We start from the raw sequence: 26,164 nt of genomic DNA, 5'->3' as shown, positions 1-26,164 counted from the left end.
ATCGAAGAGTGCCATAGTCACCAAGTTGTTCAGAGCTTCCTTAGGGCTCGTGGTCAATTTACTGATTATCCGGCGTCTGCGGCGGATCTGACTTTTCTTCTTCGCGTAATTTCTGCTCGGCCAGATGATAGAACTCTTCGGCACGCCCTTCAGGCATCCCGGCATCCTCCCACAGCTCGTAGGCGCGCTTCATTATCTTTGCTCTGTCGGGGGTTTCCATAACCTTCCGCCTTCGTTCCAAAAGCTCGCCGTCCGTCCTGCGACGCTCTATTCTCGGCTGAGCCATCGTTCGATTTCCTGCACCATCGTAGTCCAATCTTCCGCAAGGCGCAGCCACACTTTCTTGTCGGGAGAATCTAAACAATTCTCCGCCTGTTGGCGGCATTCCTCCGCCCTCTTTCGATAGAGCGCAATATGTTATTGGTCGGACATCCCACACGAATATTCGGCCATGGTGCTCGCACTATGCTTGCTCCGGCTTCGGTTGATATTGGCTTCTCCTTTGCTAGGAAGAAAAAACGCTATTGGCGCGGCAAATATTCCCCGTAACCCCGTTCCATCTCCACATGGTCCAGGCTTAAGAATACCCTTGGCGCCTCTGTCGTATGAAAGCCGAACCACCATACCAACAGCGCGGTGAGCAACATCATCAAGCCGGTCATCGCGACGATAATAAAAAAACGGGACATATTCGCCAACGCCACGCGATAGTTTAGTTGCGACGTTCGGCAGCGTTGTATTTATTTCGGAAGCTGGAGACTCGGCGACCGCAGCCCCTCATCTATGTTAGCGGCCGTATCGGCCTGGCCCGCCTTATTTTCAAGTGCGTCCCGCTCAGGGACTGGCGGAAGCTTTTCGGCCTCAGTCCGCAGGCATTTTGCCTCTAGCAAGCAGCGCTCGGAGAAGGAGTCGGGACGCTTGATACGTTGACTTTCCACGGCGCCGGTTCTTTCAAAAAGAGCAAGGCGGGAGCGCAGATGAGAGAGAATGTGCGCCTATAAGTGAGGGAGCGCGAATCCTTTATCCACCAATATGGCCGAACCCACGACGCTACCATTCCAGGCCGGGTTCGACGTGAATAAGCGGCCCCAGGAAAGGAGCAACCGGGGCCGCTTATGCTGCCCGGGCAAAGTCAGGGGTCCCGGGCAAGGCAGCTTATCCATAACTTCGAGCCCCGGCCGCTGGTTCCCACGCCTGAATCTCCGTTTCACGGCCCTTAAACGGGTCCTACGCACGCAACAGCGCCAGACGAGAAAACCCCCATGTCGGGGGTCTCGTGCCTCTGGCGGCGTTTAAAACCTTGGCCCTAATCTCCCATATCCTCCAACTCCTGCCAGATATCCCGGCACCACAGCTGGATGCGCACCTTCATCACCTCGTCCGGGCATAGGTCGGCGTAGTTATCCTCGTTGGTGCGGATGGCGAGTTGGGTGTAGGTCTCGAAGCTGACGTTGTTGCACTCGTTGATGAAGAGGATGTCGCGCCTAGGGCCGCGCACCTTATCGGGGCTGTCTGCGGAGAAGAACTCAATCTTGCTGCCAGTCTCGAACCCGTAGATGAAGTCGGAGCGATTCCATCTCGCGTCTTTGTAGCAGCCGTGTTCCTCCATGATGGAGAGGAAGTCGCGTATGGCGCCGCGCTTGAGGTGCGGCATGTGCGGCATGGTCTCCGACACAATGGAAATGAGCTTGCCGCGCTCCTGCTGCGCGCGGTCTATGAGTATCATCAAAATCGCGATGGTCTTACAGCGGAGGAGCCTCCTTGAACGATGCGGCGGCGCTTATTTAGCTTTCGTATCCGGCGCAGGGCCGTCGTCGGTTGGTACATGCGCTAGAAGCGGCGTCGGCAATTTCTCTCTTAAGATCGTGCGGTCGATGGACTGCGGCGCTTGGCCGAATAGCTGATTGTCGAACCACTGGGCAAGGCGCATGTCGCCCATGTAGCTATCTAAAATGAACTCGACGAACTTCTGGCGTTCCTCTTCAGATACGTACTCGCGGAACGGCTTGATGCCTGTACCCTTCCGTCGTCCTGCTCCTGGTCGTGCGCCGCCTTTAGCCATATTGAATTGCGTTGATAATATTCTACCACACGTATGAGCCGCGCGGAGTCGAACCGCAGACGCCCCGGATAAGCCGACCAGGCTATGAAGCATGCCGACTTGCACGGCGCACGGAATCGAACTCGTGTTACCCGTTGCCCCTATGCGTAAGGACTGGCGGCGACCCCTCCGGCTCTTCATGATGCTATCACGCGCCGAGGAACGGAAAATCCCCTTGCGCGTTTCCAGAACTGGAGAAAGCGCGATGAGATACGAATACGAGTGGCCGCTGCGCTACCCCGATCCAGTTCTCAATGAAGCGCTGGAAGTAGCGCTCGATTACCTGCAAGGCACTGGCCAAGTAGAGCCTCGGGATGGCGCCGAGCATTTGGTCGCCGCCACCATCTTGTCCGCATGGTCGGGAGGAATGACGCATCGCATACGCTTGGCCAATGCCGGCATCCGCGCCGTCGAGCAGAAGGGACCGTTCATGCCACATCCCCAAACGGACGAAAACCGCCAGCCCCGTTATGGGCACTGACGGCTCTTCCTCGCATTGGCACGCACGTAAACTCTCTATGGCAGAATGTCGCTCCGTCCCGGCTTGGCGTACTTGATACTGCCGTCGCTATTCTTCATCTTCTCGTCCAGCTCTTTTTCCTTTTCCTTGGTCAGCTCTTCCATGGTCTTGCCGAGGGTCTTCTTCGGGTCCTCCTTCGGCTGTCCTGCTGGAGGGAAGTTCGTGCTGCTATCGTTGCCCATGTGCATCTCCTTTGCGCTAGACATACGAGATAACCGGCGCGCTCCAGATGCGTTCCGAGGGAACTGCGGTTCCATTCTGCGCATTAGCGGGTTCCGGCGTCAGACTGAAGCGTCTCCAAGCCTATGAGCCCTTCCGCTCCAACGAACGCTTTCATGGAGGTTGGTGGCATAGAAGTGCTCCGCGGTCCTGAACTGCGACGGGTCGGGCAGATGTATGCGGTCGCAGCTCGTATCGTAGAAGGTGCGATTGCCTCCTAGATGTTGGCCCAGATCGCCTTGATGAACGCATCGACGGCGAGGGTCGACTGAGGGCAGAATCTCAACGCCGCGGTCGGGCAGGCCGTCTATCTGGTCTTCGTTGAATACGTTGTAGGTCCGCAGGAACGAAATCCGCTTCTCTACTTCGGTCTGGTTGTCCTTGACGGTGTGCTGCTTGGTAAAGAGAATTTCCGTGCTCTTCTCTCCCTTGCGTACCTGGCCGCCCAGCTCGTGGGCCTGGCGGTACGTGAGCCAGTTTGAAGTTTTGTATCCCTTCTCGAGCTTCGCGTGCCAAAGGAGGAGCACGTTGCTGCCGGAATACGGCCTGTTCGTCGCGCCGTTGTTGGGCATGATGCTGCCGACTTGCCGAACGTCCTTCTAAGGCTGAAGAGCGCTCGACCAATTATCCCATGAAAAGAAAAGGCCCCACTTAAGCGCCTGAGTTACTTATCGCGTAGGTCGTTTCGTAAGCCCTCAAGAAAGCTGATGGCGTTGTCGATGGCTTCGATGAGCGTTTGCCGCGCGGGGTTCTTCATCTGCCAGTGCTTTTCTTCTTCGAACTGCCTCTTTGCATCTGCGAGGTCTTTCTCGGACACGTCGCAATTGACGGGCCTCTTCACGGTCATCTCCTGTGAGGTTCACCCGTGCTTAATTGTACTGCGGAAAAAAATCGTCGTTCGCCATGAGCGCATGTGATCAGCATGAGAAGTGGCGCGGCACCATGCGGCGACTCAACAAATCCTTTCCAGCGGCGTATAGACTCGCGGATGAGCTATACAGTCATAAAGACTATCAGGGGCCGGCAGTGGCCGGCAGTATTACTACGAGCAGACGGCCCGCTATCGAAACGAGCGGCCTTGTAAGGTGGCCGCCGGCAAGACTGCCCGCCAGACCGCACAGGATGCGCCACAACGCACGCAAGAGGCTCCTGCCAAGAACTTCACCGTGGACGATGAGATAGAGGCTCGTGAGGCCAAATTCGAGGCCGCAGTCGACGAGTACAACGCCGGCACTACGGCCGCGCCTGATACTCCTGCGCCAGACGACGCGCCTTCTCCGTCCGGGCCGCGCGAGCCTTAACCGCCCGTGCCTTCCGCTGTTCTGGGGTGAGCGCATCGGCACTCGCCTTCCCGCCTTGGCTGGCGAGCAGCTGCCGCGCTTTCTTGAGGGGGTCGTAGTTCATTGAATTAAGCTGGTTAGCTTTAAATGTTGGAACTAAGCGGGCAGTTGGTGGTTCCCTGCTGGATATAACCTTACTAGGGGTCCGACATGGACACTACAACGCTCATCATCATCATTGTAATCGTGCTTCTCATTGGCGGTGGCGGCTACTATGGCCGCGGACGCTGGTTTTGAACGGCGAAGCGTTATCCGAGCAGTTGCGCTAAGAACGGCACGCACTCATCGCTCTGCTGGGCGAGGTCGTCTTGGTGGCCATCCCAACGGCACCAAGTGGGCTCCTGCATAAAGCGGCGCGGCGAGTCTGGAGCCGGAAGATATTGATGTAGCCGGCTTTGATACGAGGCATCTGCAATCATATTGACGCGGGCGTCTGCAAGCGCCAACAGCACATCAGCGAGGCGAATGGGGCTGTTAAGGACTGAATGCGGTAACCCGTCCCCGCACTTTATATTGGAGGCGTCTTTTCACATCGGACGCACATTGATATCTCCGGGTTTGCCTTGATGCAGGCGGCGCGTATGGCTTCGAGTTGTTCTGCAACGTCGGAAAATTAAGCCGCAAAAGGAAGCCGCCCCGGCAAAGGATATAAACAAGAAAAGAAAAAAATAGCCCCGCTCCGGCGGGGTTTTCTATTGGGGCTTAGAGGCCGTTTCGAAAAGGGTTGAGTGGCTGAGGTCCGAGTGATTCCAAGGTGATTGCTGATTCCCACTTTGGAGCCTTCATGTGGACCCCTGCCACTCGCGAGAAGTATAGCGCCACACATTGCGCTACCAGAGCGATGTTACCGATTAGGAATGGCTGGTGATCGAGCCGCTTTTTCCAAAGCCGAAGACCAGAGGACGGCGATGGCGCTGGCCGTTGCGCGAGATCGTCAACGCAAGTTTCTATGTCATGCGATCGGGCTGCGCCTGGCGGCTGCTTCCTGCGGACTTTCCGCCCTGGAGCACGGTCTATCGCTGGTTCGCGGCCTGGCGGGACGGCTGCGTCTTCGAGAGGATCAATCATGCCCTCGTCATCGCGGATCGTGAGCGCGTCGGACGCGAGGCCGGTCCTTCGGCCGCAATCATCGACAGCCAGAGCGTCAAAACCACGGAAGCTGGCGGTCCGCGCGGCTATGATGCCGGAAAGAAGCGACAACGAAGACGTTGCGCTGAGATCAACGGGCGCAAGCGCCACGCCATGGTCGACATGGATGGACGTGCGCTGCTCCTCGAACCGCATCCCGCCAGCATTCAGAATCGCGATGGCGGCAGGCCGCTGTTACGTGCGTCCCGCGCCCTGTATCCGTTCGTTGCCCGTGGCTTCGCCGATAGCGGTTACAACCACGAGCGGGTGGCCAATTCCACGAGCATCGTCGTCGAAATTGTGCGGAAGATTGCCGGCCAGGTCGGTTTTGTCGTCCTCCCGCGCCGATGGGTCGTCGAGCGCTTCTTCGCTTGGATCAACCGAAACCGAAGACTGGCGAAGGATTTCGAGGCGACAATCGATTCGGCCAGAGCTTTCCTCTACGCCGCCTCAATCATGCTGCTCGTTCTCCGCATCGCCAGAGACGCCTGAATTTCGAAACCGACTCTTAGTCAGCGGTTATCCGCTACGAGCGTTGTCCTTTTGAGTTTGGTCGGCGGCCGGAGCGTCTTGCGCGCGCATGGTGCTTGTCTCCGTCGCCCTCGCGCGCCCCGCTTCCTTCGGAAGCTGCAGCACTGTGGCGATCTGGCCCAAGATTAGACGGTTAACCAGCACGATCTCGCCGTTGGCAAATTCCAGCGCGTCATGATGCGCCGTCGGCCTTTCGAGGTCGACCTGGCGGAAGCGTGCAAGTCGCTCGCCGATCCTACGCTTCGGCATCAAGGGAAAGTTGGGCTCAGCCTTGACCTCGGTTTCGAATGCAACTTCCGTCCCCGGAAGGAGGCAAATCGCAACGCCGGGATTGCGGATTTCGGCAAAACCGCGCGTCATAAATGGAGGAAACCGCGTAACCACCAGCTGCTGGCCGGCCGCGGCGGGACGGGAAGCAACGTGCTCCAAGCTGTAATCGCACATCAGAAGCCTCCGTATTGAGCGAGCCCCCTGGTATGCAGCCAACACCTTTGACTGAAGTAAGTTCTGGCCATCGGCAAAAAAACCGGAGCCAACGTCTTGACGCTGCTCCTAACCTAGTGGATGGAATCTAACACTTGGTGCCCGCGTCTGACGGCTCGGATAATTTTGTTGGGATCGGCAGTCCATGTGAAGGGCTTCGGTTCGGCGTTATGTTCGATTACGAAGCGATTGATTGCAGCCTGCAGGTCGACGACCGATCGGAAGATGCCGCGTTTCAGTCGTCGTTTTGTGAGTTTGGCGAAGAAGCCCTCGACGGCGTTGAGCCAGGATGCTGATGTGGGCGTGAAGTGGAAGGCCCAGCGGGGATGCCGGGCCAACCACTGGCGCACTTTCGGGTGCTTGTGGGTTGCATAGTTGTCGACGATAGCGTGGATTTGCTTTCGCGGCGGCACCTGCGCTTCGACGGCGTTGAGGAAGCGGATGAACTCCTGGTGCCGATGGCGCTGCATATTGCGGCCAATGACGGTGCCGTCGAGGACGTTGAGGGCCGCAAACAGTGTCGTCGTGCCATGACGCTTGTAGTCGTGGGTCATCGTCCCGGCGCGACCCTTCTTTATTGGCAAGCCGGGCTGGGTGCGGTCGAGCGCCTGGATTTGGCTTTTTTCATCGACCGAGAGAACGACGGCATGGGCGGGCGGATCGACATAGAGGCCGACGACATCGCGCAATTTGTCGACGAAGCGCGGGTCAGTGGAGAGCTTGAACTGTTTCACCCGGTGCGGCTGCAGCCCATGGGCGCGCCAGATGCGTTGAACGGAACTCGCGCTGATATCGACGACCTTCGCCATCATGGCCGAGGTCCAGTGGGTCGCCTCTGCTGGCGGCTCGGTCCGGGTGAGCGCCACGACGCGTTCAGCGATGCCCGACCCCAGCGGCGGAATGCGCGAGGGGCGTGTCTTATCGTGCAGGAGGCCGTCATAACCCGCCACCATGAAGCGTTCCTGCCAGCGCCACACACAGGTCTTCGACTTGCCGGTCCGGCGCATGATCTCATGGGTGCCGAAACCGTCCGCGCTCAACAGTACGATCTCGGCCCGCCAAACATGCTTGTGTGGGGTGTTGCGATTCCGCGCCAGCGCCTTCAGATGGCGGCGGTCGGCAGGCTTAAGGGTGATGAAAATTCCGGTTCGCATGCGCCAGACTCGCATGCATCCAGTCAGATGGGAATCCCATCCCGGATTCAAATGTCAGACGCGATCCACTAGCTCCGGCGAGGCTTTCTATTTGGGACTACCGCCGAGGCTGTCTTTATTTCGGCGGCTGTAGTTCCGAGGAGTTGGCCCACAGCTCTACCTCGGCTTTCTTTGCCTTATTGAGCAATTCGTCGCGTTCTGAGCCGGGTGGGACGAGGGCGGCGCGCGCTCGCATGGCATCGATGAATGCCAAGAGACGATCCTGAAGTGGGATATCGCTGATATGACGCCGCTTCATGGCACGCTCCTTCCCATAATAGGAAGCGGGAGCGTAACGGACGTTATCATCACCGATAAAAGCTACGCTCCGAACGGTGACGGCTATTAACTTTTGGAAATCGAATTAGTTGCAAGAGGCGGGACTGAAGGGCTTTCTTCGTTTCAACGATCCCTCGCCAGTTTCCGCCTCGCCCGCCACCTGCGCCCCTTCTTCCCCCCCGGATTACCGATCGGCGGCTTATCTGGTCCCAGCAGCGCGTGCATCATGGCGGAGCGTGCAAACCATCGCCAGGCTGGATCAAGTTCGGCGGCGTTCTTCAGCTCTCGAGCGGCGCGCTGCCATGCTAAGGAACCTCTGAGCAACGTCACTTTTTCTGAAGCAGTCGCAACAGGTTTGCGCTGGCGGTGAAGGGTTCTTTGTTTGCACCTGCCGCGGGCGGCAATCGTCCGGCGACTTTGTCAAGCGGACGCAAGTGTCCTGCGGGCAAGGAATAGGTTTGCGAGAGCGAGCAACGCGAAGACCTGTGCGCCGTTTTTGGCGATGCCGCGATAGCGAACCTTTGCGATAGCCGAACTGGCATTTCATCACCCGGAACACGTGCTCGACCTTGGCGCGGATTTTTCCGAAGCGGCGATTGCGGCGGCGTTGCGATATCGACAGGGGGCGCCCGGGCTTCGCTTTCGCCTTCACGGCCCACAGAACGCCCGCTGCTTCCGCCTGTCGTTGTTTGCGGTCGTTGGCATATCCCTTGTCGCCATACACCGCACGATCATCCTCGCGGATCAGATTGTCCATGACCTTGGCGTCATGCACACTGCCTGTGGTCACGCCTGCGGTGTGCACGAGCCCGCTTGTCGCATCGACACCGATGTGGGCCTTCATGCCAAAGTACCACTGGTTGCCCTTCTTCGATGAGCGCATCTCGGGGTCGCGCTTCTGTGCCTTGTTCTTCGTCGATGGCGATGCCGCGATCAGCGTCGCGTCGATGATGGTGCCGCCACGCAGCAGAGCACCGCGAGTCTCCAGAAACTCTGCAATCGCGACGAATATCGCCTTCGTCAACTCGTGACGCTCCAGCAGATGCCGGAAGTTCAAGATGGTCGTCTCATCGGGAATTGTGTCGCGTCCGAGCTCCAGACCCGCGAACGTGCGCATCGAGCAAATGTCGTAAAGGACTTCTTCCGCGCCGGGATCAGAGAGGTTATACCACTGCTGCAAGCAATAAATCCGTAGCATCACGGCCAATGGAAATGGTCGCCGACCGCCACTCGGACCAGCCTTGGGATAATGCGGCTCGATCAAAGCTTCGAGCGCGACCCAAGGCACCACGGCTGCCATCTCAGCCAAAAACGCATCTCGCTTCGTGCGCTTCTTCTTGGCCGATAATTGAGCGACGCGAAACTCAGCTGTTCCATCCGAGCGCCGCCCCGAATCAATGATCGAAGAGTGCCATAGTCGCCAAGTTGTTCAGAGCTTCCCTAACTCAGCTTGGATCTCGGGCGGTTGCGCCAGAACATAATCGGCTGCATCCTTCAACGTGCGCAGCGTCTTGCCATCCGGCCTCGTGAGCGGCTCGTCGAAACGGCGGGACCAGTTCATTTCAAGCCACGACGCATTCCTCTTGGCAAGGCCCTCGGTGCGGTGCCAGGATTCAATGTCCTCTGCGTCAGGGACGAATAAAACCGCTCCCACGCGGCCCCGAACTCGCCCTTGGCGACTTCCAGACTATCCGCCGATCCATTGCACCATGGCGGGATCGGGAGGGGCGGGTTGACGTTCCACGTCCAGACAATGCCCTGCCATGATCTCTCATCGGCAAGCCTGATCCTTCCGACGCAGCGACCCTCATGGATGACGCAATAGTCGTCCTTAAGAGTGTCGCCGGCAATGACGGTCTTGCGGAGGGAGAGGCCCATTTGCCAGAATCTAGGCGCGGTCGGGCGGAATCCTAGGGCTTGGACTGCCCCAATAGGTTGGCGATCTCTTCCAGGTTCCCGGCTGGGTCGTTGTCGCCGCCAAGCAGTTCAACCAGCCGCTTGTCGCCGTCGTAGTCGAGCGGCAATCCCTGGTCCTCGGCAACACAGGCGAAATCATCAACTGCCTTGTCGTCGGCATAGCGGGATTTGGAGTGGCGGCGGGCAAATTGTAGCAGCTTGCCTAGTATCACTTCCTCTCCAGTCTAGGCGGTCTCTGCGATTAGCCAATTCGTTCCCCGACGGGCCGTACTGGAACGTTTGTGGCACGCCGAGGATTGAAGGTGCTGGTGGAGACCCCCCAGTCCATCCACATCGGCCCGTCTAAACTTGGTGGGCTGCCCCCAGATGCTAGCGAGGTCCCAACAATGACTAAAGCCGAAGAAAATCTCATGGCATGGCTTCGCAATGCATGGCGGCCGGGGGCGCCACTGGCGGGGAAATTCTGAGGCGTTCCTCGCAGCCCAGTCATCGAAACCGATGTTGACCAAGCCCATTAGAAAACCAAAGGCAACTTGGGTTGAGCCGACGTTCTATGCCGACATCGAGTATCGCGACCTCAAGTCCGAAGGATTGCTGAGAGCAAGCTCTTTCAAAAGGCTTTCGAGATGAAAAGAGTGGAAACGACAACGGACCGAAGCCGCGGGACCCTCACGTATCAGTTGGACGATGGTCGTTACGTGAGCCTCGACGCAAATGCTGTTGCCATATACGGGGCGGAAAATCTTGTTCAATGGCTGGGGCTCGAACGAATCCCCGTGATGCAGAACGGCCGCCGTGTCGGCAAGCTGCCCACAGACGCTGAACCTCTCGACGCTCTTAAGCGCGAAGGCGATGCTTGGATCGCCGAAGCACATCTAGACCTCGACACCGTCAAAGAATTCGAGCGAGACGGATAGACCATGACCTTGCATTGCTCGGCCTCTCGTTGACTTTAATACGCGACCAGTGCGACCGAACCCAACCCGCGATGCTTCAATGACTCCCGGGGCCTATTCGGTTTCGCGGGTTGAAAGAGGTGGATGATGTCGAAGAAAGTAAAGGGTCAATTTGGATTTTTGTCAGAGGCTCGCGATGCTGATTTCAAGCGGGTTTCTATTGCGGAGAAAAAGCAGGCGCGCAGCCTTGGCCGAGGCGAGGTAACGTGTGAGATGCGAGCCGACCTGCGCCGCCACTTATTTAGGAAAGATGCACGGGCTTGATGGCAACCATATGTCGTCGTTCGTGGCGGCGGGACTTGCGTGAGTGACATTGTCACTATTGGCGATAAAATCCAGCATACAAGGGATTGGACTTTTACGAAGATCATGCCCTTCGCGTAGGATATGCTTATTCAGTATGGGAAGCCCGACCAGCAAGTAATTTCCTTATAAAATATCAGATACGGCGCTCGACGTTTAGTGACCCCACCGGCCGATATCTTCGCTAGCTTCGCCGAACAGAAAAAAGGCCCCGTCGAAACAGAGCCATTAAAATCAATAGTCGTGGTGGTCGCGTTTGATAATCACTGTTCTTCCACCACCATCGTGGAGATGATGATGGCGACCTTCGTGGTGACGCCATCCTTCGTGACGGTGCCAGCTGTGGTCATGATGGCGGTGATGCCACCCGTCGTGATCGTGACGCTTGATTACAATTTTTTCGGCGCTGGCTAATGTTGGAACAGCTAGCGCGAACGCTGCGGTAGCAGCGAGTACGCCAAAAGGAGCCGAGAGAATGCCCGCCACTGTGTGCGGCGTTTAGGAAGTCACCGTGCCAAAGAAACCAATCAATGGCCGCGAGGCGGAGCTTTCAGAAGAGGATATGCAGCGCGAGCAACTAGGGCCACGCGGTGTGCCGGGAAAGGAAAGCCCGGCGAAAATGACTCCACAACGCGAAAAGAAAACGCCGAAGGATGTTGACCCCGGACATACTGCATAGACCTTGCGGTCCTTGATTCTGGCAAGGGTTGAAGTGTATCGCCGGGCTTCGTTTTATGGACGGTCTGCGTACGTTCTTTGTCCTTAGGCTGTTCCTCGCCACGACCCGCTCGGCTTATTCCCTGATCTTATTTCGCCATGGTGGCTTTTGCTTCGCTTAATGTCGATGCAATCGTGATTTTGAACAGCTCGTCATCCAGATGAAGTTTCAGTGCCCTCCGGCCTCATCGTCGTGCAAGCACTCGTGGCCGATCAAGTTGGTTGCTGGAAGCTGGCCTGCCAAATGGAAGAAGTATCTAGGCACCGAGCGGCAACCCCACGCCAAAATGCAACCAGAAAAGCGAATATAGCGGTAAACGATCTTCACAGCGCGGCGCGGATCTCGCTGGCAACTTCATTCCATACCACTCGCTCTTCGTACATTGTGGCCATCGATGCTGGATCAACGCCATTAATCGGGCATTTTGCGGTTTACCCGCCGGAAACCATAAATGAGTCTCGTAGGAACAAGTAACCATCGCCCCTGTTATCCGGCAAGAGGAGAGGGACCATGCGCAAAGTTTTCGAATCCTTGGAAGAAGACCAGCGAAGCGCCTGCTCTGGCTTGCCGATTTAGGCATCACGGCCCGGATGTGTAACTCGAAAGCGGATGGGCCAGCATGACATAGGCCCATCGCCGAGTCGGCGGGTTGGCCGGGCCGCTTCATCGGAAGCTGCTCGCCGAACTTTGTTACGACCCCAGATCGAGGCCGGGTGCGACCGCATTCGCGCAGATTCCGCATTCTGCAAGCATCTGCGCCAAATCGCCGGTGAAATTCTGAATGGCGCCCCTGGGTGGTGGCAAAATCGGATTGGGCATATCCGCATTGATGGAAGCCGTCTTGATAATGGCGCTGCCCGGTTTCATGTACGGCACAGTAGCCTTAGGGAAATAAAACATCGCGTGGATATTCACGCGAACGTCATCCGCCACTCATTTTGCTCGCGCAGCTCCTGCTCGGCCTGATGATAGAACTCTTCGGCACGTCCTTCGGGACAGCCAGCCTGCTCCCATAGCTCGTTAGCGAGCTTGATTATCTTTGCTCTGTCCGGGTTTTCCCCTGCCTGTCCGCCGTTCGACTTCCTGCGCTATGATTATCCAATCATCCGCGAGGCTCAGCCACATCTGCCTGTCGGGATAGTCCAGGCAATTCTCCTCCTGTCTGGGGTACTCCTCTGCTTTGACATCATTCGGTCTTGGCTGCAGGTGTGCACGGCCCCGCAGGAAGGGGGAAGACTGCAGGGCCGTGCTGCGAGGTCGGTCTACGCGCAGCCTACGTTGTTCGTTCCTATTCGAGGGCCGAATGGGTAATGCGGGAGCCGTAGTAGTCGTCGACCGACTTGGAGCGCCCGGGCTCCTCCCAGTCCCAGCTGCTCTCGGAGGCATACTTCGGCGCGCCGTTGAGCTGGTCGGCGGTGATGCCAGTGCGGTAGCCGCCGACGCGAGTATCGTATTTTAAGGCGTTCCACGGAAGGGGATAGTGGTCATTGCCGATTCCGAGGAATCCGCCGAATCCCAGGACGGCGTACGACACGCGCCCGCTCGTCTTCTCGATCATAACGCGCTCGATCGTTCCGATCTCCTGATCGTCGGGGCCGTACACGGCGGTGCCCGCGACCTTGTCGCTGCCGATCAATGTGCTTGTCTCTCTCGCTTCGGTGGCCATGCGATGCTCCTTCCTTCATTGGGAAGGAAAAACGCGGCAAGCGCGCCGAATGTTCCCATCACCGCGCGTTGTAAGAGCCCCTGTTCCACCGCGATCAGCGCTTCCTTTTGCCCCTCTCCGAGGGAGGTATCCGCTCGCCGCCGAACTCCGCGCGGAACGTCTCGGCCCGCTCCTCTACGGCGAACATGAACCACTTCGCAGAAATTCGCCCATGCAGTTCTCCTCCTCTAACGCGACCTAGGATCTGCAGGTCATGTCTGTGTTGCGCGAAAGCCGCCTGCTTGTCCGGATCGCCGGCGATCTTGCGCCTGATGTAGCGCATCACGCGGCCGAGATACGTGCGCAACGTCTTCAGCGCCCGGTCGGCGCGCCTGAGCTGTTTCGCGTGAGCGTAGCGCTGATGCGCGATTAACGCGTGCTTGCCAACACGCTCGTAGAATTGCCGCAGGACGACGCCGTGCTTTTTGGCCAACCGCGCCAGCGTCTCGCGGGCGCGATGCATGAGTTTGGCATCGGTCGGGAACGCCACCGCCTTCGGCTGCGCCGTCGTATCGACGATGATGCTGGTGAAGTCCGACGGCTTGGCCGCGCCAACGCGCGTGGCGACATTCAGGCGCTCCTGAACGTGTGCTTGAGGATCGCCAACCCCGCCATCAGCCGCGGCGGCCGGCCGGGAACATCGGCGTAGACCGCCCCGAATCTGCCCTCGAAAAACCCCCAGTCGATCTTGCGCGCCAGCTTCGCCAACGCGTGGTTCATCTCGACGATCTGGTCGAGGCGCGACTTGAACAAATCATTCTGTCCGCTGTCTCGCCGCTCCTTCGGAAGCATCGCGATATCTCCGACTCAAACCCAGCCGGAGACAAGGAATCACGCCAATTCCGCCAAATCAAATTGCAAGGAACCGATATCGACATTCCCAAAACCGGCGATATCGAATACTTTCAAAACCCGCGAAATCATTCCGCCAGGACGGTTTCTGCATTTTTCACGGGCGACTAAGTAGTATGGACGCAAACGCCGGCTGATGCATCAAAGGTTGCGTGGGCACGGGAAGAAAGAACGGGACGACTTGCTCGACTAACCTGTGGCCAAGGCTTCGACTTTGGTGCGAACCCTGGTTTCCGCATTGTACACTTCGACTCGAAGCATCGGAAATCTTGCTAGGAGTTCAGCACCAGCCGCCCTGGCGGCTTCCTCATCGACGAAATTGGCTTTTAGCCGTCCATCCACCACCATTGCAAATCCTTCGGTGGGGATGATGTTGGCACGTTGAGGGTTCCAGGGGCGAAGGTCCTCCGGTTGTTCCGGTTTGTGTAGAGTTTTCATTACGATCCTTGTTGAAGTCATCCTCACATGGTGATGCGCCCCCAAACAAGCAACGGCGACCGACATGAGGATCAACCTGTAGGACTGGTCATAAGCTAGTCCTTGTCGACGCGGGTGTCCCGGAACTCGGCGGGGCCATCTATCAACTGGCTCTTCCGGTCGTTCACGTCGGCGCTGCTGGTACCGTCCTCGCTCAACTTGTCGATCGTGCCTTCAGCCAAGTCGCTTGCCCGTTCGGTTGGCGTTTGCCCGGAGTGCCCATCGAGCCAGTCTTGCTCGGTGGCCAAATCGGTCCAAGCCTGGGCCATCCGTCTGTAACGGTTCGCTGTTGGCTCGTTAGCTCCCCTTTCAGCAAGGTGCAGGCAGTTCTGTGCGTTTTCGCGAAATGCGTCTGAATTTTTCACCATCTGGCGTAACGCATCAGGGGATGGATTGTTCCGTTCTGGCAATAGCGAACCACCGAGTCGCAGAAGTTCGGCGCTCAGGCTGAATGGCGCCTAGATGCCGTAATGGGCCGGCCTTCGCGAGCCTAGCCAGGTCAGGTGGCTGTCCCTCAGAATTATGATGTTGAAACGGAGTCCGAGTGATCGGCTCCAGGCATCAAGTGAGGAACAGCCATGGACTATTATGTGGGGATCGACGTGTCTTTGAAAGAGAGCAGCATCTGCGTTGTTGACGGGACTGGCAACGTCGTCCGCGAGGTCAAGGTTGCCAGCGAGGCTGAGGTGCTTATTGGCTATTTCGGCGAGTTGGAATTACCTGTCAGCCGCATTGGGCTCGAGGCTGGGCCGTTGTCGCAGTGGCTGCATGCCGCGCTTTTGGCCGCCGGGCGCGATGCAGTTTTGCTTGAGACACGGCATGTGAAAGCCAGCACTCTCGGCCATGACCGTCAAGACCGACCGGAAGGATGCGCGCGGGATCGCTCAGTTGCTGCGGATGGGCTGGTATCGTCCGGTTCACGCGAAATCGGTGCCCTGCAAGGATACCCGGGCTCTGCTTGTTGGACGAAAACTTCTGCAGGGCAAGCTTCTCGACGTCGAGCTGAGCATCCGCGGCATCCTGCGTGGCTACGGGCTGAAGGTCGGCGAAGTGAGCCGTGGACGGTTTGAAGCGCGCATTCGGGAATTGACAGCGGAGCATGTGACCCTGGAAATGGTGATTGGTGCGATGCTCGCTGCGAGGACGGCGTTGTGGAACGAGTTCACCAGGTTGCATCGTGAGATGTTGAAGATCGCGCGGGCCGACAAGGTTTGTCGGCGATTGATGAGCACCCCTGGCGTCGGCGCTTTAGTCGCCCTGACATATCGCTCGGCGGTGGATGATCCGTCGCGATTCGGAAAATCCAGTACGATCGGCGCCTACTTCGGGCTCACGCCGAAAAAATATCAGTCGGGTGAGATCGACCGGGACGGAGGCGTCAGCAAGGTCGGCGACGTCATGGTGCGGACCGCGCTCTTTGAAGCGGCGCATATCATGCTGACGCGTGCGACACGCTTCTCGAGCCTGAAGCACTGGGCACTCGAGGTTGCGCGACGTCGGGGCATGAAGCGCGCCAAAGTGGCCCTTGCTCGCAAGTTGGGCGTTGTGCTGCATCGCATGTGGGTGGACGCGACCGGGTTCTGCTGGAGCAAGGCCGCATAGGAGATAGAGAGGGTTCGGAACGAGCCGGAAACGGTACGTTCTCCTGAGGTCCCGTCGCCGGGACGAGGGCTTGGCAAGGTCGGGAGTAGTGCTGTGAATGCTGCGGCAGATCACGCGTCCTAGATTGACCTGCCGGCTCTGGATCTGATGGCATGGTGTGGCGGTCTTCGTGCCGACCACGGACAGAAGCATGATCCTGGCGATGAGATTTGTTCAGAGGGACTTGACGAACAAAGGCCCATTACAGAAGCAACTATTGCATGCTGAGCGACACTCCGAGCGTGTACGCCTTAGCAGCTGTTGCACTTGGAGTGCGCTTCAGCCGCTTCGCGATCTTCGCGGAGGGGGACGGGAGGAAAATCATAGCCCAGCACTCCGCAATTAAGGTCAGTGCCAAAAGTTAACAGCCATCACCGCACGGAACGTGGCTTTTATCGGGGATGGAACGCCGGTTGCGCTCCCGTCTTCCGCTCTTGGAAGGCGCCTTGTTCACACGGCTGGATGGATGTGAACAGGAACTTAGAGCCACTCGGCCGGTTAGTGTCGCCGGGAAGCTCGTTTTCACCCACCGAATTACGCCGACTCTATTATGGAGGGCGCATCAGCTATAGCCGTGCGCACTCACAAAAACGTTTGCTGAAAGTTCCAATTGCATATTGACCAGGAGGGTCAAATGAAAACGAGGGGGCCTCGATTTGAAACCTTTCTCATAGGAAAAAGTGTTCTATTGAGAGAAGGCATTGTCCGAATTTTACGCGCGGAAAACTTCCGTGTCCGGTCATCGGTATCGTCCCCTGATCAGTTAACGGGCGCATTTCGAAGGGCCAAATGCTCTTTTTAATTGTTCATACCAGCGATGACGTCTCCCTAGCATCTGAACATATCAGCCTCGTGAGAGATAAACATCCCAGCGGGCGTATTGTAGTTGTGGCCGATCATTATAGGTCACCCGAACCGGATTTAGCATTTCAGATTGGCGCGGCTGGTTATCTCGTATGCGACATGTCGTGCGATGCATTTGTCAAATCCATCGAGCTTATTATGATGGGTGAGGCGGTTTTCCCGCCGGTGTTTCAGACATCAGCTCTCGATCTCGAAAGCGAGCAGGGACGCAACGCGGCGCAGGCCGACGAAGACGTAGGCGCGATCCTTGGTTCAGAGAACACGGGGGCACCGCCGCTCTCTCCCAGAGAGCTGGTGATTCTGCGTTGTCTTATCAGCGGCAGCTCCAACAAGTCCATTGCGCGAAAGATCGGCATCGCAGAAGCGACCGTAAAGGTTCACGTTAAGGCAATTCTTCGCAAGATCTGGGTCCAGAATCGAACGCAGGCTGCGATTTGGGGGATGAACCACCCGGTACTGGCAAAATCGGCAAATGATATCTTCCAGTCGCCGATCTAGAAGAGCCGCATTAATCGGTCATCATAAGCACCCGCGGCCACAGGGGCAACGCCATCACGAAGAGCATAAATGATTGTCTGGATAAGACGTAATTGTCGCGCTGAATGAAGTGTGCGAGGCGGTGGCAAATTAGGCCATGGAGCGCCGGCGTGATGCTGGTGCGGAGTAAAAACTGTCCAGTGGCTAGGCTGATCCCTTTGGGGGTCGCCGGGAATATTTGCCGTGGAAGTCTATGCCGCCGTCCGGCATTTTGTTTTCGTCGAGGGTCATAGCCGTTGCGAGGCGTCCCGGGTCTTCGGGCTGAGCCGCGAGACAGTGCTGAAGATGTGCCGGTTCTCGCTGCCGCCTGGCTATACGCGCTCGAAGCCTGTGATGAAGCCGAAGCTGGATCCGCTGCTGCCGGTGATCGATGCGATCCTGGAGGCGGATCGTGTTGGTGAAGCGGCGGCATACGGCGAAACGGATTTTCGAGCGGCTGCACGACGAGCATGGGTTCGGCGGCGGCTAGATGCGTCCATGGCGCAGGAAAAAGCCTTGCAGATGCTGTCGCGCCTTGCCGAGTACGCGCACTGCTGTTGCCTGCGCGCGGATGAGATCACGCATCGCCTCGTGCGCGTCATCCGGTACCCAGACGCTCGTCAGCTCGCCGGCCCGATGCAGCTTAGCCAGCATGACCGCATCGCGTCGGTCCGTCTTCACCCGATCACCCGCCTTCATCGGAATGAGCGACGGGGCAACCACGATGCAGTCGTGTCCGAGTTCGGTAAGCTGGCGCTGGAGACCATAGCCGCAGGGGCCGGCCTCATAGCAGAAGCTCAACTGCGGCCCATTCCTGCCGAGCCGCTCGACCAACTTGGCGATATGATCCGGCCGGTTCGGAAAGACGCCGACGTGCAGCACCTCGCCCCCGCGCTGGCCTTGGGCGATGGCGACCGAGACCGTCGCCTTGTGTACATCCAGTCCTACGTACGTGATAAAGTTCATCAGGCCCGTCCCCCATGCTTGAGGCTCGGCACCGGTCCTTCCGGCGCATCCTTCGATAGGAGCTTGCCGTGGGGCGGGCCGCTAGCCCTCAGCCGCGAACATGGGGTCTAGGAAAGCAGATCTCCAATGACGTACATCGCTACTAGCGTGCCGACTGCGAGCTGCAACCAGCCGTCTTTGACGACCGCCAAAATAGCTTGACCTTCCTCGGTAAGAATGAACTTTCGGAGTTGCTGCATCGTCGTGGCCAATCGGCCTCCGGAAAAGTCGCCCTTGTCTAAAATAGCCACCGCATCGAAATGTTCCGGCTTCGGTAGCAGTTTTGCGAGTGCGGGAGCGCCGCAATACGAGATCAAGAGCCGCAAGATCCAAGTCGCCTTTCACAAAGGCTCGGTTTTGATTCGCAATTCGGAAGAAGGCGGAGTTTCTGCGGAACAATGCTTTTGCAGCATCTTTGATGATGAGAATATCGTCAAGGCGGTCCAGCAGCGTCGCCGTGCTTAGGCTTTCCAGCGCACGCCCGACGAGAGATGTCGTTGCCGCGATTGTTTGTATGGAGATCAGAAATTTCGGGAGCGTTCTTCTGGACCACAGGGCTTTTTTGACCAGAATTAAGGACAGACGCGTCGAAAGCTCATCGCTGCTCCGACATTGATTGGATCATCACATTCAGCTGAGCGACAGAGAACGATACCATTGGCGGCTCTTAATCGGGCATAGGCGCTGCCGACAATGAGGAAGGTGTCGATGTGCTTGTGGCACTGCGTACTTGCAGACATCGCCTCAATCATCCAAACGGCTCCGGCCAATCGGTTCATTGCGGGCCAAGTAACGAATGAATTCGGGCAGCGCAGGCGATCTATCGATTGAGTGAGTTCGCTAACCTCCTTGGGGGCATCATGCTATTTTGCGGTCCCGTGGAGCACTTGTCGCATGGGCTGCACGTCGGACTCCGAAACCGGAGATGCTGCATTTCCCCAGGCGCTACGGATATAGCTCGCCACGGCCGCAATCTGCTCGTCCGACAGCTTCCAACTGAACGACGGCATCGATAATGGAGTCGGACGAGCGTCCGTCGCGACCGCATGCACGCCGTCGAGGATCAAGCGGATAATTGTTGTTGGATCGCGATCCTGAACGGTCGTATCGCCCTTGAGCGACGGAAATGTTCCCGGCGTGCCTTCGCCGTTCGATCGGTGACATGCAGAGCAATTGTCGATGTAAATCGCTTTTCCTGCTTGAACCAGCTTGGGGTCCGGCTTGCCGGGCTTCTTCTCCGTGGCGGGTGCAGGCATATCCTTCAGGTAGGTGGCGATCGCCTTGAGGTCCCCATCATTGAGCTTTGAGGTCGAATTGGTGATCACCTCCGCCATAGGCCCGTAAGCGGCAGTCCTGTTGTTTCGCCCTAGCTTGAGAAATTGCACGATGTCGTCGGCGCTCCAACTGCCAAGCCCCGATCTCAACTCGCCGGCGAGATCGGGCGCATACCAGTCCTGCAGCGTGCCACCCTGTAGGCGCTCGCTCGCCTTCGCTGCGCCAAGGAAATTCGTTGGAGTATGGCATGCGCCGCAATGACCAAGTCCCTCGACGAGGTAGGCGCCCCGATTCCATTCCGCGGATTTCTTAGGATCGGGGGAGAACTCGCCCTTCGTGAAGAAGATTTCATTCCAGCCTGCCATCATTTCACGATGGTTCAAAGGCCAGATGAGATCATTGGGCCGGCGTTCGGCTTTGACCGGATCGAGCGAATTGAGATAGGCGCGGATCGCCAGCGCGTCGTCGCGCGTCACCTTTGTATACCAGGGATACGGGAATGCCGGGTAGAGATGGGAGCCATTGTCCGCGATTCCCTCGTGAAGCGACCGATAGAACTGATCGTCTGTCCATGCGCCAATTCCCGTTTCGCGGTCCGGCGTGATATTGGGCGAAGATCGCTCCGAATGGCGTCTGAATCGGACGGCCGCCGGCGAACGACTGGCCACCTGTATTGGTGTGGCAGGCTTGGCAGTCGCCGGCCTCGACAAGATACTTTCCGCGCTCGACCTGGCCGAACGAAAGTTGTTCCGCCCATCCGGCATCGGAAGACAGCAAAGTGGCGGCGGTTATCACCAATACCGAAGCCGGATAGATCCACTTGCGATGCATGGCCTACACTCCCTCACGCCTGCACGAGCGGACCGGGGTTCTTCAGGTACTTCGTCCTGATCGCATTGGCCGCCCAATAGGCGAGGGCGCCGACCGTTCCGGTCGGGTTGTACCGGGATTCTGCGGGAAGGCACTTGATCCCATCACGAAGAGATTAGAAACGTCCCAGTGCTGCAGGTAGCGGTTGACCACACTCTCTTGCGGGTTTGCCCCCATGATCGCACCGCCGGTGTTATGCGTCGTTTGATAGGGCGTGATGTCGTAATGACCCTCGCGCGGTTTGGCATGGAATTCTCGCGGCTTCATTGCTTTGGCAATGTCGGCGGTCTTTTGCGTCAGGAAATCCGACATCTTGTGCTCGTTGTCCGTGTAGTCGAAGGTCATCCGCATCAGCGGACGTCCGAGAAAATCGCGATAAGTGGGATCGAGGTCGAGATAGTTGCCGCGGTAGCTCATCACCGCTCCATGAGTGGCGAGGGATATGGACTTAAGGTAGTTGTCGACCACCGCCTTCTTCCATTTCGCGCCCCACTTCGGCGTGCCCTTCGGTGTCAGATCGGTCTCGATGGGACGGCCGTTCGTGGTCCAGCAAGCGAGATAGCCGCCGCCAATGAACCCTAACTTCGAGTGGTCGAAGTTGTCGCCGTTGAAATCGTCCACGATCATGCCGAGCGCGCCGGCGCCGATGAACAGGTTGAGGAGCTTGTCGTCGTAAAAGACATCGACGCCGGAAACGATCTGGTAGGCGTAGTTCTTGCCCAGCGTGCCCTTGCCGGTGGCTGGGTCGTACGGCATGCCGATCGCAGACACTAGCAAGAGATGCACATTGTGCAGGATGAAGGCCGTCATGATGATGAGATCGGCCGGCTGCTCATACTCCTCGCCCTGCAAGTCGACATAGGTCACGCTGACAGCGCGCTTTCCCGAGCTATCGAGATTGATCTTGATGACTTCGCTGTCGGTCTTGAGCGTGAAATTCGGCTTGCGCATCAGCACGGGCAAGATCGTGGTCTGAGGGCTCGACCTGGAGTAATTGCCGCACGCAAACTTCTCGCAGAATCCGCAGTAGGTGCATGGTCCGAGCTGCACGCCGAGCGGGTTCGTGTAGGCGCGCGACATGTTGGCGGCTGGCGCAGGGAATGGGTAGAGACCCATTTCCTTCGCGGCCTGGGCAAATAGCACCGGTGCGTAGCTCATCTCCATCGGCGGATTCGGGAAATCGCGCGAACGCGGCCCCTCGAACGGATTGCCGCCGGGCTGGATCTGCCCCTTGATGTTACCGGCTTTCCCCGAGATTCCGCAGAGATATTCCCACTTGTCGTAATAAGGCTCCAACTCGTCGTAGGTAACTCCCCAGTCCTGGATGGTCATGTCCCCCGGGATCATCTGCGCTCCGTAGCGCTGCGTCGTCTGGCTGCGGACCGTGAAATCGGTCGGCAGGAAGCGCCAGTTCTGGCCGTTCCAGTGAATGCCTGCGCCACCCACGCCGGCTGCCGGCAAGAACGAGCCCAGGTGACGCATCGGCAGGGCGGTCTCGCCTGTGTTGTTGCGGAAGGCGAGAGTTTCCCGGGCCGGCTCCTGAAACAGCTCGTATCGATAATAGAAGCGCAACTCGTCCTGGATGAAGGTCGTCGCGAAGTCCGTTGGGGTGTCGCGCCAGGCACCGCGCTCGAGGGCTAGAACCTGCAGGCCGGCGTCCGTCAATTCCTGGCCCATGATAGCGCCGGTCCAGCCGAAGTCGACGAGCAGTACGTCGACCGCGGGAAGCTTCTTCGCCATGGCCTGCTCCTTCAGCTCTTGGGATTCCATGCGGGGCGGCCCCGAAGTGAGACCGGCGGCAGGGGAAATCGCTCACCGTGCTTGGCGACGTAATCGCGGTAGTCATAGCGGGCGCCGGGGAAGCCGATCATCTTCCAGGCCGTCATATTCTTGTTTCCGCCATACAAAGGGTCGGCGAAATAGCCTTCTCGGGTGTTGAGGAGGAACTGCTTGAAGAAGGCCGTTGCATCGACCTCGTCTAGCTTGATCTGGCCGCCTTCGAGGCCGCCCAAAACTTTATCCTGATCGTCCGGGCCAAGTTGGGCGAAGCTCTTTTTATCAAAATTGTTACGGCAGTAAGCGTCGATCGCCTTGATCGCAGCCCGGTACATCTGGGCCGGTGTCATCCGCGACTGATATCCCTGCGTCTTCGAGCCTTTCGCCCACGGCCCCTGCATGTACCAGCGCTGCGCCCGCCCATATGCACCGGCGAGCTGGCGGTCGAGAAACAACGGACACCCAAGTTCGCGCGCTCCAGGGCCGAGTTCGTCGGCGGGTATTAGCCGTGCCACGGCTGACTCGATGAACGTGGCCTCCTCGGGAGTGAAATAAACATATGATGCGGTTTGCGACACCTGGGTCGGCGCGTCAGCCTCGCCGGGTGCCCAAGGCACTTCGCCCTGGATCGTGCGCGCATTCGCCCCGCTCAACGGTCCGCTCGCAGCGGAGGCCGCACTCAATGCCGCGGTCTGGGCCAGAAACCCTCGGCGAGTCAGTCGCCCATGGCTCATGTTGTCTTCCCCCGGCTGGGAAGATTCGTCCGGCACGCTGTGACGTACCGAGAAACACTCCGCGTCGGTCCGAGTTCCGAATTTTGTACGATACCGTACGGATTTTTTACCGCTGCTTACCGGGCGGGCCCGGGCGGATATCAAGGGCAGAAGTGGTGAACCCCACCGACCGTGGCTGCCCGGCCGACCGATCTCGGTTTCCTGCCCAGACTCACGATCTTCATCACGTGCAGAGCCGCACGAGAAGAGCGCCGGCTTCTGCTGAGCGGTGAAGGGTCACCGGCCGCTGTCATGGCGGTTCACGGCCCGTCCACGACAAAGAAGGCGACCCCCAAAAAGCACGCCGCGCGCAATCGCATTCACGGTGAAGACCGCGCCCCCGATTGCAAATAGCTCGAGCGCATTTGAGAATACGAGCGTCATCGGACGCCCAATGAACCAGAGATGATGACCAGCAGGGGCGCAACGAGAAGCGCCACCTGGCCGGCAGAGCCGATGCAAATTCCCAGCACCAAAGTCCATCTTGTCCTGCCGAGCGAAGTAAGCAGCGGTGAAGAAAACACCACCTTTTCGCCGGCTTCCTGCCAGATCAAACCGCTCAGTGATGTGCTGATGGAGGCAATGCCCGTGACCATGCCGACGCTCGAGCCAGATTGAAGCAGCCGGCTCCTGCGGTCCGCATTGCGCGCGACTGTAATCGATCTCGTCCCTGCGGTTTCGACTCGGACTGATCAAGGCCGGGACGGTGAGAGCTGCGGTGGTTAGAAAAATGCCTTCAATGCGAAATACTTTCCCAGCACTCCCATCATGGCAGCCGTTAGGGAATTGCCGGCCGCATTGTAGCGGTGATTTCGGCCGATCCGCAGCGACGTTGCGCGCGACCAACGATACCCAGGCTTGCCGCGATGGCAGGGCCTACTATGATGCCGGCGGTCAGGCCGTGCTAGTACCCGGAATCATAGCTGAGTGATACGGCGGCCTTGGAAGCGACGTTGACGGACCTTTTTCTTGGTCCAGACGAAGGGCTCGGCTTTGTCGTTGTACGCGTTGACGTAGGTATCGATGTGCTCCTGAAGCTGCTTGAGGCTTGTGAAGGAGGCTCCGCTAAGCGACTGGCCCTGCAATATCGAGAACCATACCTCGACCTGATTGAGCCAGGACGCGCTTGTCGGCGTAAAATGAAATTGCACGTTGGGGTGGGCCTTGAGCCAGTGCTCGTTTTTCTTGTGGGTGTTGAGGTTGTCGAGGATGACGTGAAGCTTTCGGTCCGGAAAGGCCGCGGTGACGCTGTTCATGAAGTCAAGAAACTCGACGCGGCGACGGCGTTTTGAATGAGCCGCGATGATCTTTCCGGTGGCAACTTCGAGGGCCGCAAACAATGTTGTAGTGCCATGCCGCTTGTAATCGTGGCTCTGGCCGGTCAAGACGCGGCCATTGGGTAACTTCAGATAACCCTGCGCTCGCTCCAATGCCTGGATCGAAGGTTTCTCGTCCACGCATAGCACGATGGCCTTTGCGGGCGGGGCGACGTAAAGGCCAACAACATCGGCGGCTTTGGCCGTAAAGTTCGGGTCGTTGCTCTCACACCAGGACTTGGACTTGCGAGCCGCGAGGTCAATCTTGTGGCTGCGCAGGAACCGCCAGACATATTGGACGTCAACATCGCCCAGCGCCCCGGCCAGCAGAGGGCCGGTCCAACGCGCAAACCCTTGTGGGGGCGGCTTGTCCAACAGCTTCAGAATCCGCTTGTCGGTAGCCTTCGTATAGATCGGCTGCTTGCCGAGTCGCGGCTTGTCTTGCAGCCCTTCAAGGCCATGATTGGCATAGCGGTGCCGCCAAAGGCTGACAATCCTCGGCTGGATCCCGACTTCTTTGGCGATCGAGCGGGTGCTGCGCCCGTCCGCCGCCAACAGAACTATCCGCGCTCGCTTCAAATCGCGCTGCAACGTCACCGGTGAGCGACAACGCGCCTCAAGCACATTGTGATCTTTCCTCGAAAGGCGAACTTCTCTTGCTTCGGGGATCATCCCAATCTTGAATCACGACTCACCTTCTAAGAAAAGGAGGCACTAGATCTCAGCAGGAGCTCTCCGCTCTGGGTTTTCGTCACTGCTCGCGGAATCTCATTTCCGCCGGTTATTGTCGCATTGGGTGTTGCCGTCGCGGGAATGCGCCCGAAAGGAACCACACGGCAGCTTGCGCTTCCACAATGAGCCTGAACAGAGCGTATTTTAGTAGCAGCTCGCGAAGCCTGGGATGCTCGGCCATCGCTGAACGAAAGTTCTTGGCGCTTAGACGCAACGCCAGCGCAGAAAGCTGAACCGCTTCGGAACGGAGCTTTATCGATGCCAAGGGCGACGGGAAGGCCGACCATCCCAAAGCGGCCGACCATAGCAATTTCGACTGGCTGCTTACCTCGAGAAAACACGCAAGCCGCGCCGGTCTCAATGAAGTAGATGTGCTGGATCCCGCAATTGGGCTCGGTAAGTATCTGTCCCTGCCGCAGCGTCACCAACTCCATGAGCGGCAAAACTCCGCTCAGCTCGGCCGTCGGAAGTGCCAACAACAATCGGTTGCGGACGGACAAGGGCACACCTCTCACTACGTCACACTCGCTGATCATTTCGGATCGATTTAGTTCGTGCGGCACAACATACGAAATCCACGAAACCCAGGTTCGATCAGCGGCTTCAGTCGCCTCAAGGCTTCAATGCATTACAAAAATGTAGGCCGGTCGCTTCGGTTCCACCGCTGGTCTTAC

At 58.2% G+C, this 26,164-nt stretch carries 28 protein-coding genes and 9 pseudogenes; 11 read left to right on the top strand and 26 right to left on the bottom strand.

Features of this window, described 5'->3' with window-relative positions; translation table 11 throughout:
- Positions 1-58: 58 nt before the first annotated feature.
- From NHAM_RS21820 to NHAM_RS21810, 4 genes are all read right to left on the bottom strand, one after another.
- On the bottom strand, positions 59-220 hold the full coding sequence (locus tag NHAM_RS21820; protein WP_081435100.1) for a DUF2934 domain-containing protein: 162 nt from the start codon (positions 218-220) through the stop codon (positions 59-61).
- A 301-nt stretch (positions 221-521) separates the two neighbouring features.
- Complete coding sequence (locus NHAM_RS27285) at positions 522-689, bottom strand: hypothetical protein (RefSeq protein ID WP_157043837.1); 168 nt, start codon at positions 687-689, stop codon at positions 522-524.
- Positions 690-1,306: 617 nt separating this feature from the next.
- Positions 1,307-1,726: a hypothetical protein gene (locus NHAM_RS21815; protein ID WP_011504866.1), complete on the bottom strand. Its 420-nt coding sequence runs from the start codon at positions 1,724-1,726 to the stop codon at positions 1,307-1,309.
- A gap of 54 nt (positions 1,727-1,780) precedes the next feature.
- A complete protein-coding gene (locus NHAM_RS21810) occupies positions 1,781-2,062 on the bottom strand; it encodes a hypothetical protein (RefSeq protein WP_041359464.1) in 282 nt (93 codons plus the stop codon).
- Positions 2,063-2,306: 244 nt separating this feature from the next.
- Between NHAM_RS21810 and NHAM_RS27280 the strand changes: the two genes are divergently transcribed.
- Positions 2,307-2,582, top strand: coding sequence for a hypothetical protein (locus tag NHAM_RS27280; RefSeq protein ID WP_157043836.1), 276 nt, complete (start codon positions 2,307-2,309; stop codon positions 2,580-2,582).
- A gap of 35 nt (positions 2,583-2,617) precedes the next feature.
- Here the strand turns inward: NHAM_RS27280 and NHAM_RS21800 are convergent, their stop codons facing one another.
- The 3 genes from NHAM_RS21800 to NHAM_RS21790 form a co-directional block, all read right to left on the bottom strand.
- Entirely contained in the window at positions 2,618-2,803 is a 186-nt protein-coding gene (locus NHAM_RS21800) for a hypothetical protein (protein ID WP_049769479.1), read from the bottom strand.
- Between the two features lie 99 nt (positions 2,804-2,902).
- A complete protein-coding gene (locus tag NHAM_RS21795) occupies positions 2,903-3,412 on the bottom strand; it encodes an ArdC-like ssDNA-binding domain-containing protein (RefSeq protein WP_011504868.1) in 510 nt (169 codons plus the stop codon).
- Between the two features lie 92 nt (positions 3,413-3,504).
- Positions 3,505-3,681 (bottom strand): hypothetical protein, encoded by a 177-nt coding sequence (locus NHAM_RS21790; RefSeq protein ID WP_157043835.1) that lies wholly within the window; start codon positions 3,679-3,681, stop codon positions 3,505-3,507.
- Between the two features lie 1,283 nt (positions 3,682-4,964).
- On the opposite strand from NHAM_RS21790, the pseudogene NHAM_RS21780 reads away from it, so the two are divergent.
- Positions 4,965-5,800, top strand: a pseudogene (locus tag NHAM_RS21780) (IS5 family transposase).
- Positions 5,801-5,827: 27 nt separating this feature from the next.
- On the opposite strand, the gene NHAM_RS21775 reads toward NHAM_RS21780, so the two are convergent.
- The 6 genes and pseudogenes from NHAM_RS21775 to NHAM_RS21750 all read right to left on the bottom strand — a co-directional run bounded on the left by NHAM_RS21775 (position 5,828) and on the right by NHAM_RS21750 (position 9,923).
- Positions 5,828-6,283 carry a hypothetical protein gene (locus NHAM_RS21775; RefSeq protein WP_011504870.1) on the bottom strand — a complete coding sequence of 152 codons (456 nt, stop codon included), beginning with the start codon at positions 6,281-6,283 and terminating at the stop codon, positions 5,828-5,830.
- 113 nt (positions 6,284-6,396) lie between these two features.
- A complete protein-coding gene (locus tag NHAM_RS21770; protein WP_081434946.1) occupies positions 6,397-7,476 on the bottom strand; it encodes an IS630 family transposase in 1,080 nt (359 codons plus the stop codon).
- 115 nt (positions 7,477-7,591) lie between these two features.
- Positions 7,592-7,774: a hypothetical protein gene (locus NHAM_RS21765; protein ID WP_041359457.1), complete on the bottom strand. Its 183-nt coding sequence runs from the start codon at positions 7,772-7,774 to the stop codon at positions 7,592-7,594.
- A 440-nt stretch (positions 7,775-8,214) separates the two neighbouring features.
- A pseudogene (locus tag NHAM_RS21760) lies at positions 8,215-9,171 on the bottom strand (IS5 family transposase); the annotation flags it as partial.
- A gap of 180 nt (positions 9,172-9,351) precedes the next feature.
- Complete coding sequence (locus tag NHAM_RS21755) at positions 9,352-9,672, bottom strand: hypothetical protein (protein ID WP_245270098.1); 321 nt, start codon at positions 9,670-9,672, stop codon at positions 9,352-9,354.
- A 32-nt stretch (positions 9,673-9,704) separates the two neighbouring features.
- Positions 9,705-9,923: a hypothetical protein gene (locus NHAM_RS21750; RefSeq protein WP_011504873.1), complete on the bottom strand. Its 219-nt coding sequence runs from the start codon at positions 9,921-9,923 to the stop codon at positions 9,705-9,707.
- 214 nt (positions 9,924-10,137) lie between these two features.
- On the opposite strand from NHAM_RS21750, the gene NHAM_RS29155 reads away from it, so the two are divergent.
- The 5 genes from NHAM_RS29155 to NHAM_RS27265 all read left to right on the top strand — a co-directional run bounded on the left by NHAM_RS29155 (position 10,138) and on the right by NHAM_RS27265 (position 11,649).
- On the top strand, positions 10,138-10,341 hold the full coding sequence (locus tag NHAM_RS29155; RefSeq protein ID WP_081435094.1) for a hypothetical protein: 204 nt from the start codon (positions 10,138-10,140) through the stop codon (positions 10,339-10,341).
- A gap of 68 nt (positions 10,342-10,409) precedes the next feature.
- Positions 10,410-10,628 carry a hypothetical protein gene (locus NHAM_RS21745; RefSeq protein WP_245270097.1) on the top strand — a complete coding sequence of 73 codons (219 nt, stop codon included), beginning with the start codon at positions 10,410-10,412 and terminating at the stop codon, positions 10,626-10,628.
- 123 nt (positions 10,629-10,751) lie between these two features.
- Entirely contained in the window at positions 10,752-10,931 is a 180-nt protein-coding gene (locus tag NHAM_RS27270; RefSeq protein WP_157043833.1) for a hypothetical protein, read from the top strand.
- Between the two features lie 198 nt (positions 10,932-11,129).
- Positions 11,130-11,384: a hypothetical protein gene (locus NHAM_RS21740; protein ID WP_011504875.1), complete on the top strand. Its 255-nt coding sequence runs from the start codon at positions 11,130-11,132 to the stop codon at positions 11,382-11,384.
- Between the two features lie 97 nt (positions 11,385-11,481).
- The gene (locus NHAM_RS27265) at positions 11,482-11,649 is read left to right on the top strand and encodes a hypothetical protein (protein WP_157043832.1); all 168 of its coding nucleotides are present in this window, start codon (positions 11,482-11,484) and stop codon (positions 11,647-11,649) included.
- Between the two features lie 618 nt (positions 11,650-12,267).
- Here NHAM_RS27265 and NHAM_RS25780 read toward each other — a convergent pair.
- The 6 genes and pseudogenes from NHAM_RS25780 to NHAM_RS27760 all read right to left on the bottom strand — a co-directional run.
- Positions 12,268-12,623 (bottom strand): annotated as a pseudogene (locus NHAM_RS25780) (SDR family oxidoreductase); the annotation flags it as partial.
- A 51-nt stretch (positions 12,624-12,674) separates the two neighbouring features.
- Positions 12,675-12,722, bottom strand: a pseudogene (locus NHAM_RS29150) (hypothetical protein); the annotation flags it as partial.
- Between the two features lie 254 nt (positions 12,723-12,976).
- Complete coding sequence (locus NHAM_RS21730; protein WP_011504876.1) at positions 12,977-13,354, bottom strand: PRC-barrel domain-containing protein; 378 nt, start codon at positions 13,352-13,354, stop codon at positions 12,977-12,979.
- 262 nt (positions 13,355-13,616) lie between these two features.
- Positions 13,617-14,185: pseudogene (locus NHAM_RS25775) on the bottom strand (IS5/IS1182 family transposase); the annotation flags it as partial.
- Between the two features lie 249 nt (positions 14,186-14,434).
- Positions 14,435-14,749 carry a hypothetical protein gene (locus tag NHAM_RS21720; protein WP_245270096.1) on the bottom strand — a complete coding sequence of 105 codons (315 nt, stop codon included), beginning with the start codon at positions 14,747-14,749 and terminating at the stop codon, positions 14,435-14,437.
- A gap of 29 nt (positions 14,750-14,778) precedes the next feature.
- Entirely contained in the window at positions 14,779-14,991 is a 213-nt protein-coding gene (locus NHAM_RS27760) for a hypothetical protein (protein ID WP_041359455.1), read from the bottom strand.
- A 309-nt stretch (positions 14,992-15,300) separates the two neighbouring features.
- Between NHAM_RS27760 and NHAM_RS21710 the strand changes: the two are divergent.
- From NHAM_RS21710 to NHAM_RS25765, 3 genes and pseudogenes are all read left to right on the top strand, one after another.
- Positions 15,301-16,324 (top strand): annotated as a pseudogene (locus tag NHAM_RS21710) (IS110 family transposase).
- An 828-nt stretch (positions 16,325-17,152) separates the two neighbouring features.
- The gene (locus NHAM_RS24280; RefSeq protein WP_081435093.1) at positions 17,153-17,725 is read left to right on the top strand and encodes a LuxR C-terminal-related transcriptional regulator; all 573 of its coding nucleotides are present in this window, start codon (positions 17,153-17,155) and stop codon (positions 17,723-17,725) included.
- A 213-nt stretch (positions 17,726-17,938) separates the two neighbouring features.
- A pseudogene (locus tag NHAM_RS25765) lies at positions 17,939-18,230 on the top strand (IS21 family transposase); the annotation flags it as partial.
- Between the two features lie 8 nt (positions 18,231-18,238).
- On the opposite strand, the pseudogene NHAM_RS21700 reads toward NHAM_RS25765, so the two are convergent.
- A pseudogene (locus NHAM_RS21700) lies at positions 18,239-18,709 on the bottom strand (IS110 family transposase); the annotation flags it as partial.
- Between the two features lie 107 nt (positions 18,710-18,816).
- Positions 18,817-18,960 (bottom strand): hypothetical protein, encoded by a 144-nt coding sequence (locus tag NHAM_RS27255; RefSeq protein ID WP_157043831.1) that lies wholly within the window; start codon positions 18,958-18,960, stop codon positions 18,817-18,819.
- Between the two features lie 22 nt (positions 18,961-18,982).
- Between NHAM_RS27255 and NHAM_RS27250 the strand changes: the two genes are divergently transcribed.
- Positions 18,983-19,213 carry a hypothetical protein gene (locus tag NHAM_RS27250; RefSeq protein WP_157043830.1) on the top strand — a complete coding sequence of 77 codons (231 nt, stop codon included), beginning with the start codon at positions 18,983-18,985 and terminating at the stop codon, positions 19,211-19,213.
- A 398-nt stretch (positions 19,214-19,611) separates the two neighbouring features.
- Here the strand turns inward: NHAM_RS27250 and NHAM_RS21690 are convergent, their stop codons facing one another.
- The 5 genes and pseudogenes from NHAM_RS21690 to NHAM_RS21670 all read right to left on the bottom strand — a co-directional run bounded on the left by NHAM_RS21690 (position 19,612) and on the right by NHAM_RS21670 (position 25,430).
- Positions 19,612-20,499: a c-type cytochrome gene (locus NHAM_RS21690; RefSeq protein WP_245270095.1), complete on the bottom strand. Its 888-nt coding sequence runs from the start codon at positions 20,497-20,499 to the stop codon at positions 19,612-19,614.
- Positions 20,500-20,867: 368 nt separating this feature from the next.
- Positions 20,868-22,633, bottom strand: a pseudogene (locus NHAM_RS21685) (GMC family oxidoreductase).
- A gap of 11 nt (positions 22,634-22,644) precedes the next feature.
- Positions 22,645-23,322 (bottom strand): gluconate 2-dehydrogenase subunit 3 family protein, encoded by a 678-nt coding sequence (locus NHAM_RS21680; protein WP_198137060.1) that lies wholly within the window; start codon positions 23,320-23,322, stop codon positions 22,645-22,647.
- A gap of 500 nt (positions 23,323-23,822) precedes the next feature.
- Positions 23,823-24,038, bottom strand: coding sequence for a hypothetical protein (locus NHAM_RS27245; RefSeq protein WP_041359452.1), 216 nt, complete (start codon positions 24,036-24,038; stop codon positions 23,823-23,825).
- 321 nt (positions 24,039-24,359) lie between these two features.
- Positions 24,360-25,430, bottom strand: coding sequence for an IS630 family transposase (locus NHAM_RS21670; protein WP_011504885.1), 1,071 nt, complete (start codon positions 25,428-25,430; stop codon positions 24,360-24,362).
- Positions 25,431-26,164 lie beyond the last annotated feature (734 nt).

Origin of the sequence: Nitrobacter hamburgensis X14 (assembly GCF_000013885.1) — a bacterium.
GTDB lineage: Bacteria > Pseudomonadota > Alphaproteobacteria > Rhizobiales > Xanthobacteraceae > Nitrobacter > Nitrobacter hamburgensis.
Note: the sequence above shows the minus strand (reverse complement) of the source record. Positions and strands in the feature narration are given on the sequence as shown.

What these genes read in the sequence shown, in the direction of transcription:
- NHAM_RS21820 (WP_081435100.1), bottom strand. Translation starts at nt 220, where the DNA reads ATGGAAACCCCCGACAGAGCAAAGATAATGAAGCGCGCCTACGAGCTG.
- NHAM_RS27285 (WP_157043837.1), bottom strand. Translation starts at nt 689, where the DNA reads ATGTCCCGTTTTTTTATTATCGTCGCGATGACCGGCTTGATGATGTTG.
- NHAM_RS21815 (WP_011504866.1), bottom strand. Translation starts at nt 1,726, where the DNA reads ATGATACTCATAGACCGCGCGCAGCAGGAGCGCGGCAAGCTCATTTCC.
- NHAM_RS21810 (WP_041359464.1), bottom strand. Translation starts at nt 2,062, where the DNA reads ATGGCTAAAGGCGGCGCACGACCAGGAGCAGGACGACGGAAGGGTACA.
- NHAM_RS27280 (WP_157043836.1), top strand. Translation starts at nt 2,307, where the DNA reads ATGAGATACGAATACGAGTGGCCGCTGCGCTACCCCGATCCAGTTCTC.
- NHAM_RS21800 (WP_049769479.1), bottom strand. Translation starts at nt 2,803, where the DNA reads ATGGGCAACGATAGCAGCACGAACTTCCCTCCAGCAGGACAGCCGAAG.
- NHAM_RS21795 (WP_011504868.1), bottom strand. Translation starts at nt 3,412, where the DNA reads ATGCCCAACAACGGCGCGACGAACAGGCCGTATTCCGGCAGCAACGTG.
- NHAM_RS21775 (WP_011504870.1), bottom strand. Translation starts at nt 6,283, where the DNA reads ATGTGCGATTACAGCTTGGAGCACGTTGCTTCCCGTCCCGCCGCGGCC.
- NHAM_RS21770 (WP_081434946.1), bottom strand. Translation starts at nt 7,476, where the DNA reads ATGCGAACCGGAATTTTCATCACCCTTAAGCCTGCCGACCGCCGCCAT.
- NHAM_RS21765 (WP_041359457.1), bottom strand. Translation starts at nt 7,774, where the DNA reads ATGAAGCGGCGTCATATCAGCGATATCCCACTTCAGGATCGTCTCTTG.
- NHAM_RS21755 (WP_245270098.1), bottom strand. Translation starts at nt 9,672, where the DNA reads ATGGGCCTCTCCCTCCGCAAGACCGTCATTGCCGGCGACACTCTTAAG.
- NHAM_RS29155 (WP_081435094.1), top strand. Translation starts at nt 10,138, where the DNA reads ATGCATGGCGGCCGGGGGCGCCACTGGCGGGGAAATTCTGAGGCGTTC.
- NHAM_RS27270 (WP_157043833.1), top strand. Translation starts at nt 10,752, where the DNA reads ATGATGTCGAAGAAAGTAAAGGGTCAATTTGGATTTTTGTCAGAGGCT.
- NHAM_RS21730 (WP_011504876.1), bottom strand. Translation starts at nt 13,354, where the DNA reads ATGGCCACCGAAGCGAGAGAGACAAGCACATTGATCGGCAGCGACAAG.
- NHAM_RS21720 (WP_245270096.1), bottom strand. Translation starts at nt 14,749, where the DNA reads ATGTCGGTCGCCGTTGCTTGTTTGGGGGCGCATCACCATGTGAGGATG.
- NHAM_RS27760 (WP_041359455.1), bottom strand. Translation starts at nt 14,991, where the DNA reads ATGGCCCAGGCTTGGACCGATTTGGCCACCGAGCAAGACTGGCTCGAT.
- NHAM_RS24280 (WP_081435093.1), top strand. Translation starts at nt 17,153, where the DNA reads ATGCTCTTTTTAATTGTTCATACCAGCGATGACGTCTCCCTAGCATCT.
- NHAM_RS27245 (WP_041359452.1), bottom strand. Translation starts at nt 24,038, where the DNA reads ATGGTCACGGGCATTGCCTCCATCAGCACATCACTGAGCGGTTTGATC.
- NHAM_RS21670 (WP_011504885.1), bottom strand. Translation starts at nt 25,430, where the DNA reads ATGATCCCCGAAGCAAGAGAAGTTCGCCTTTCGAGGAAAGATCACAAT.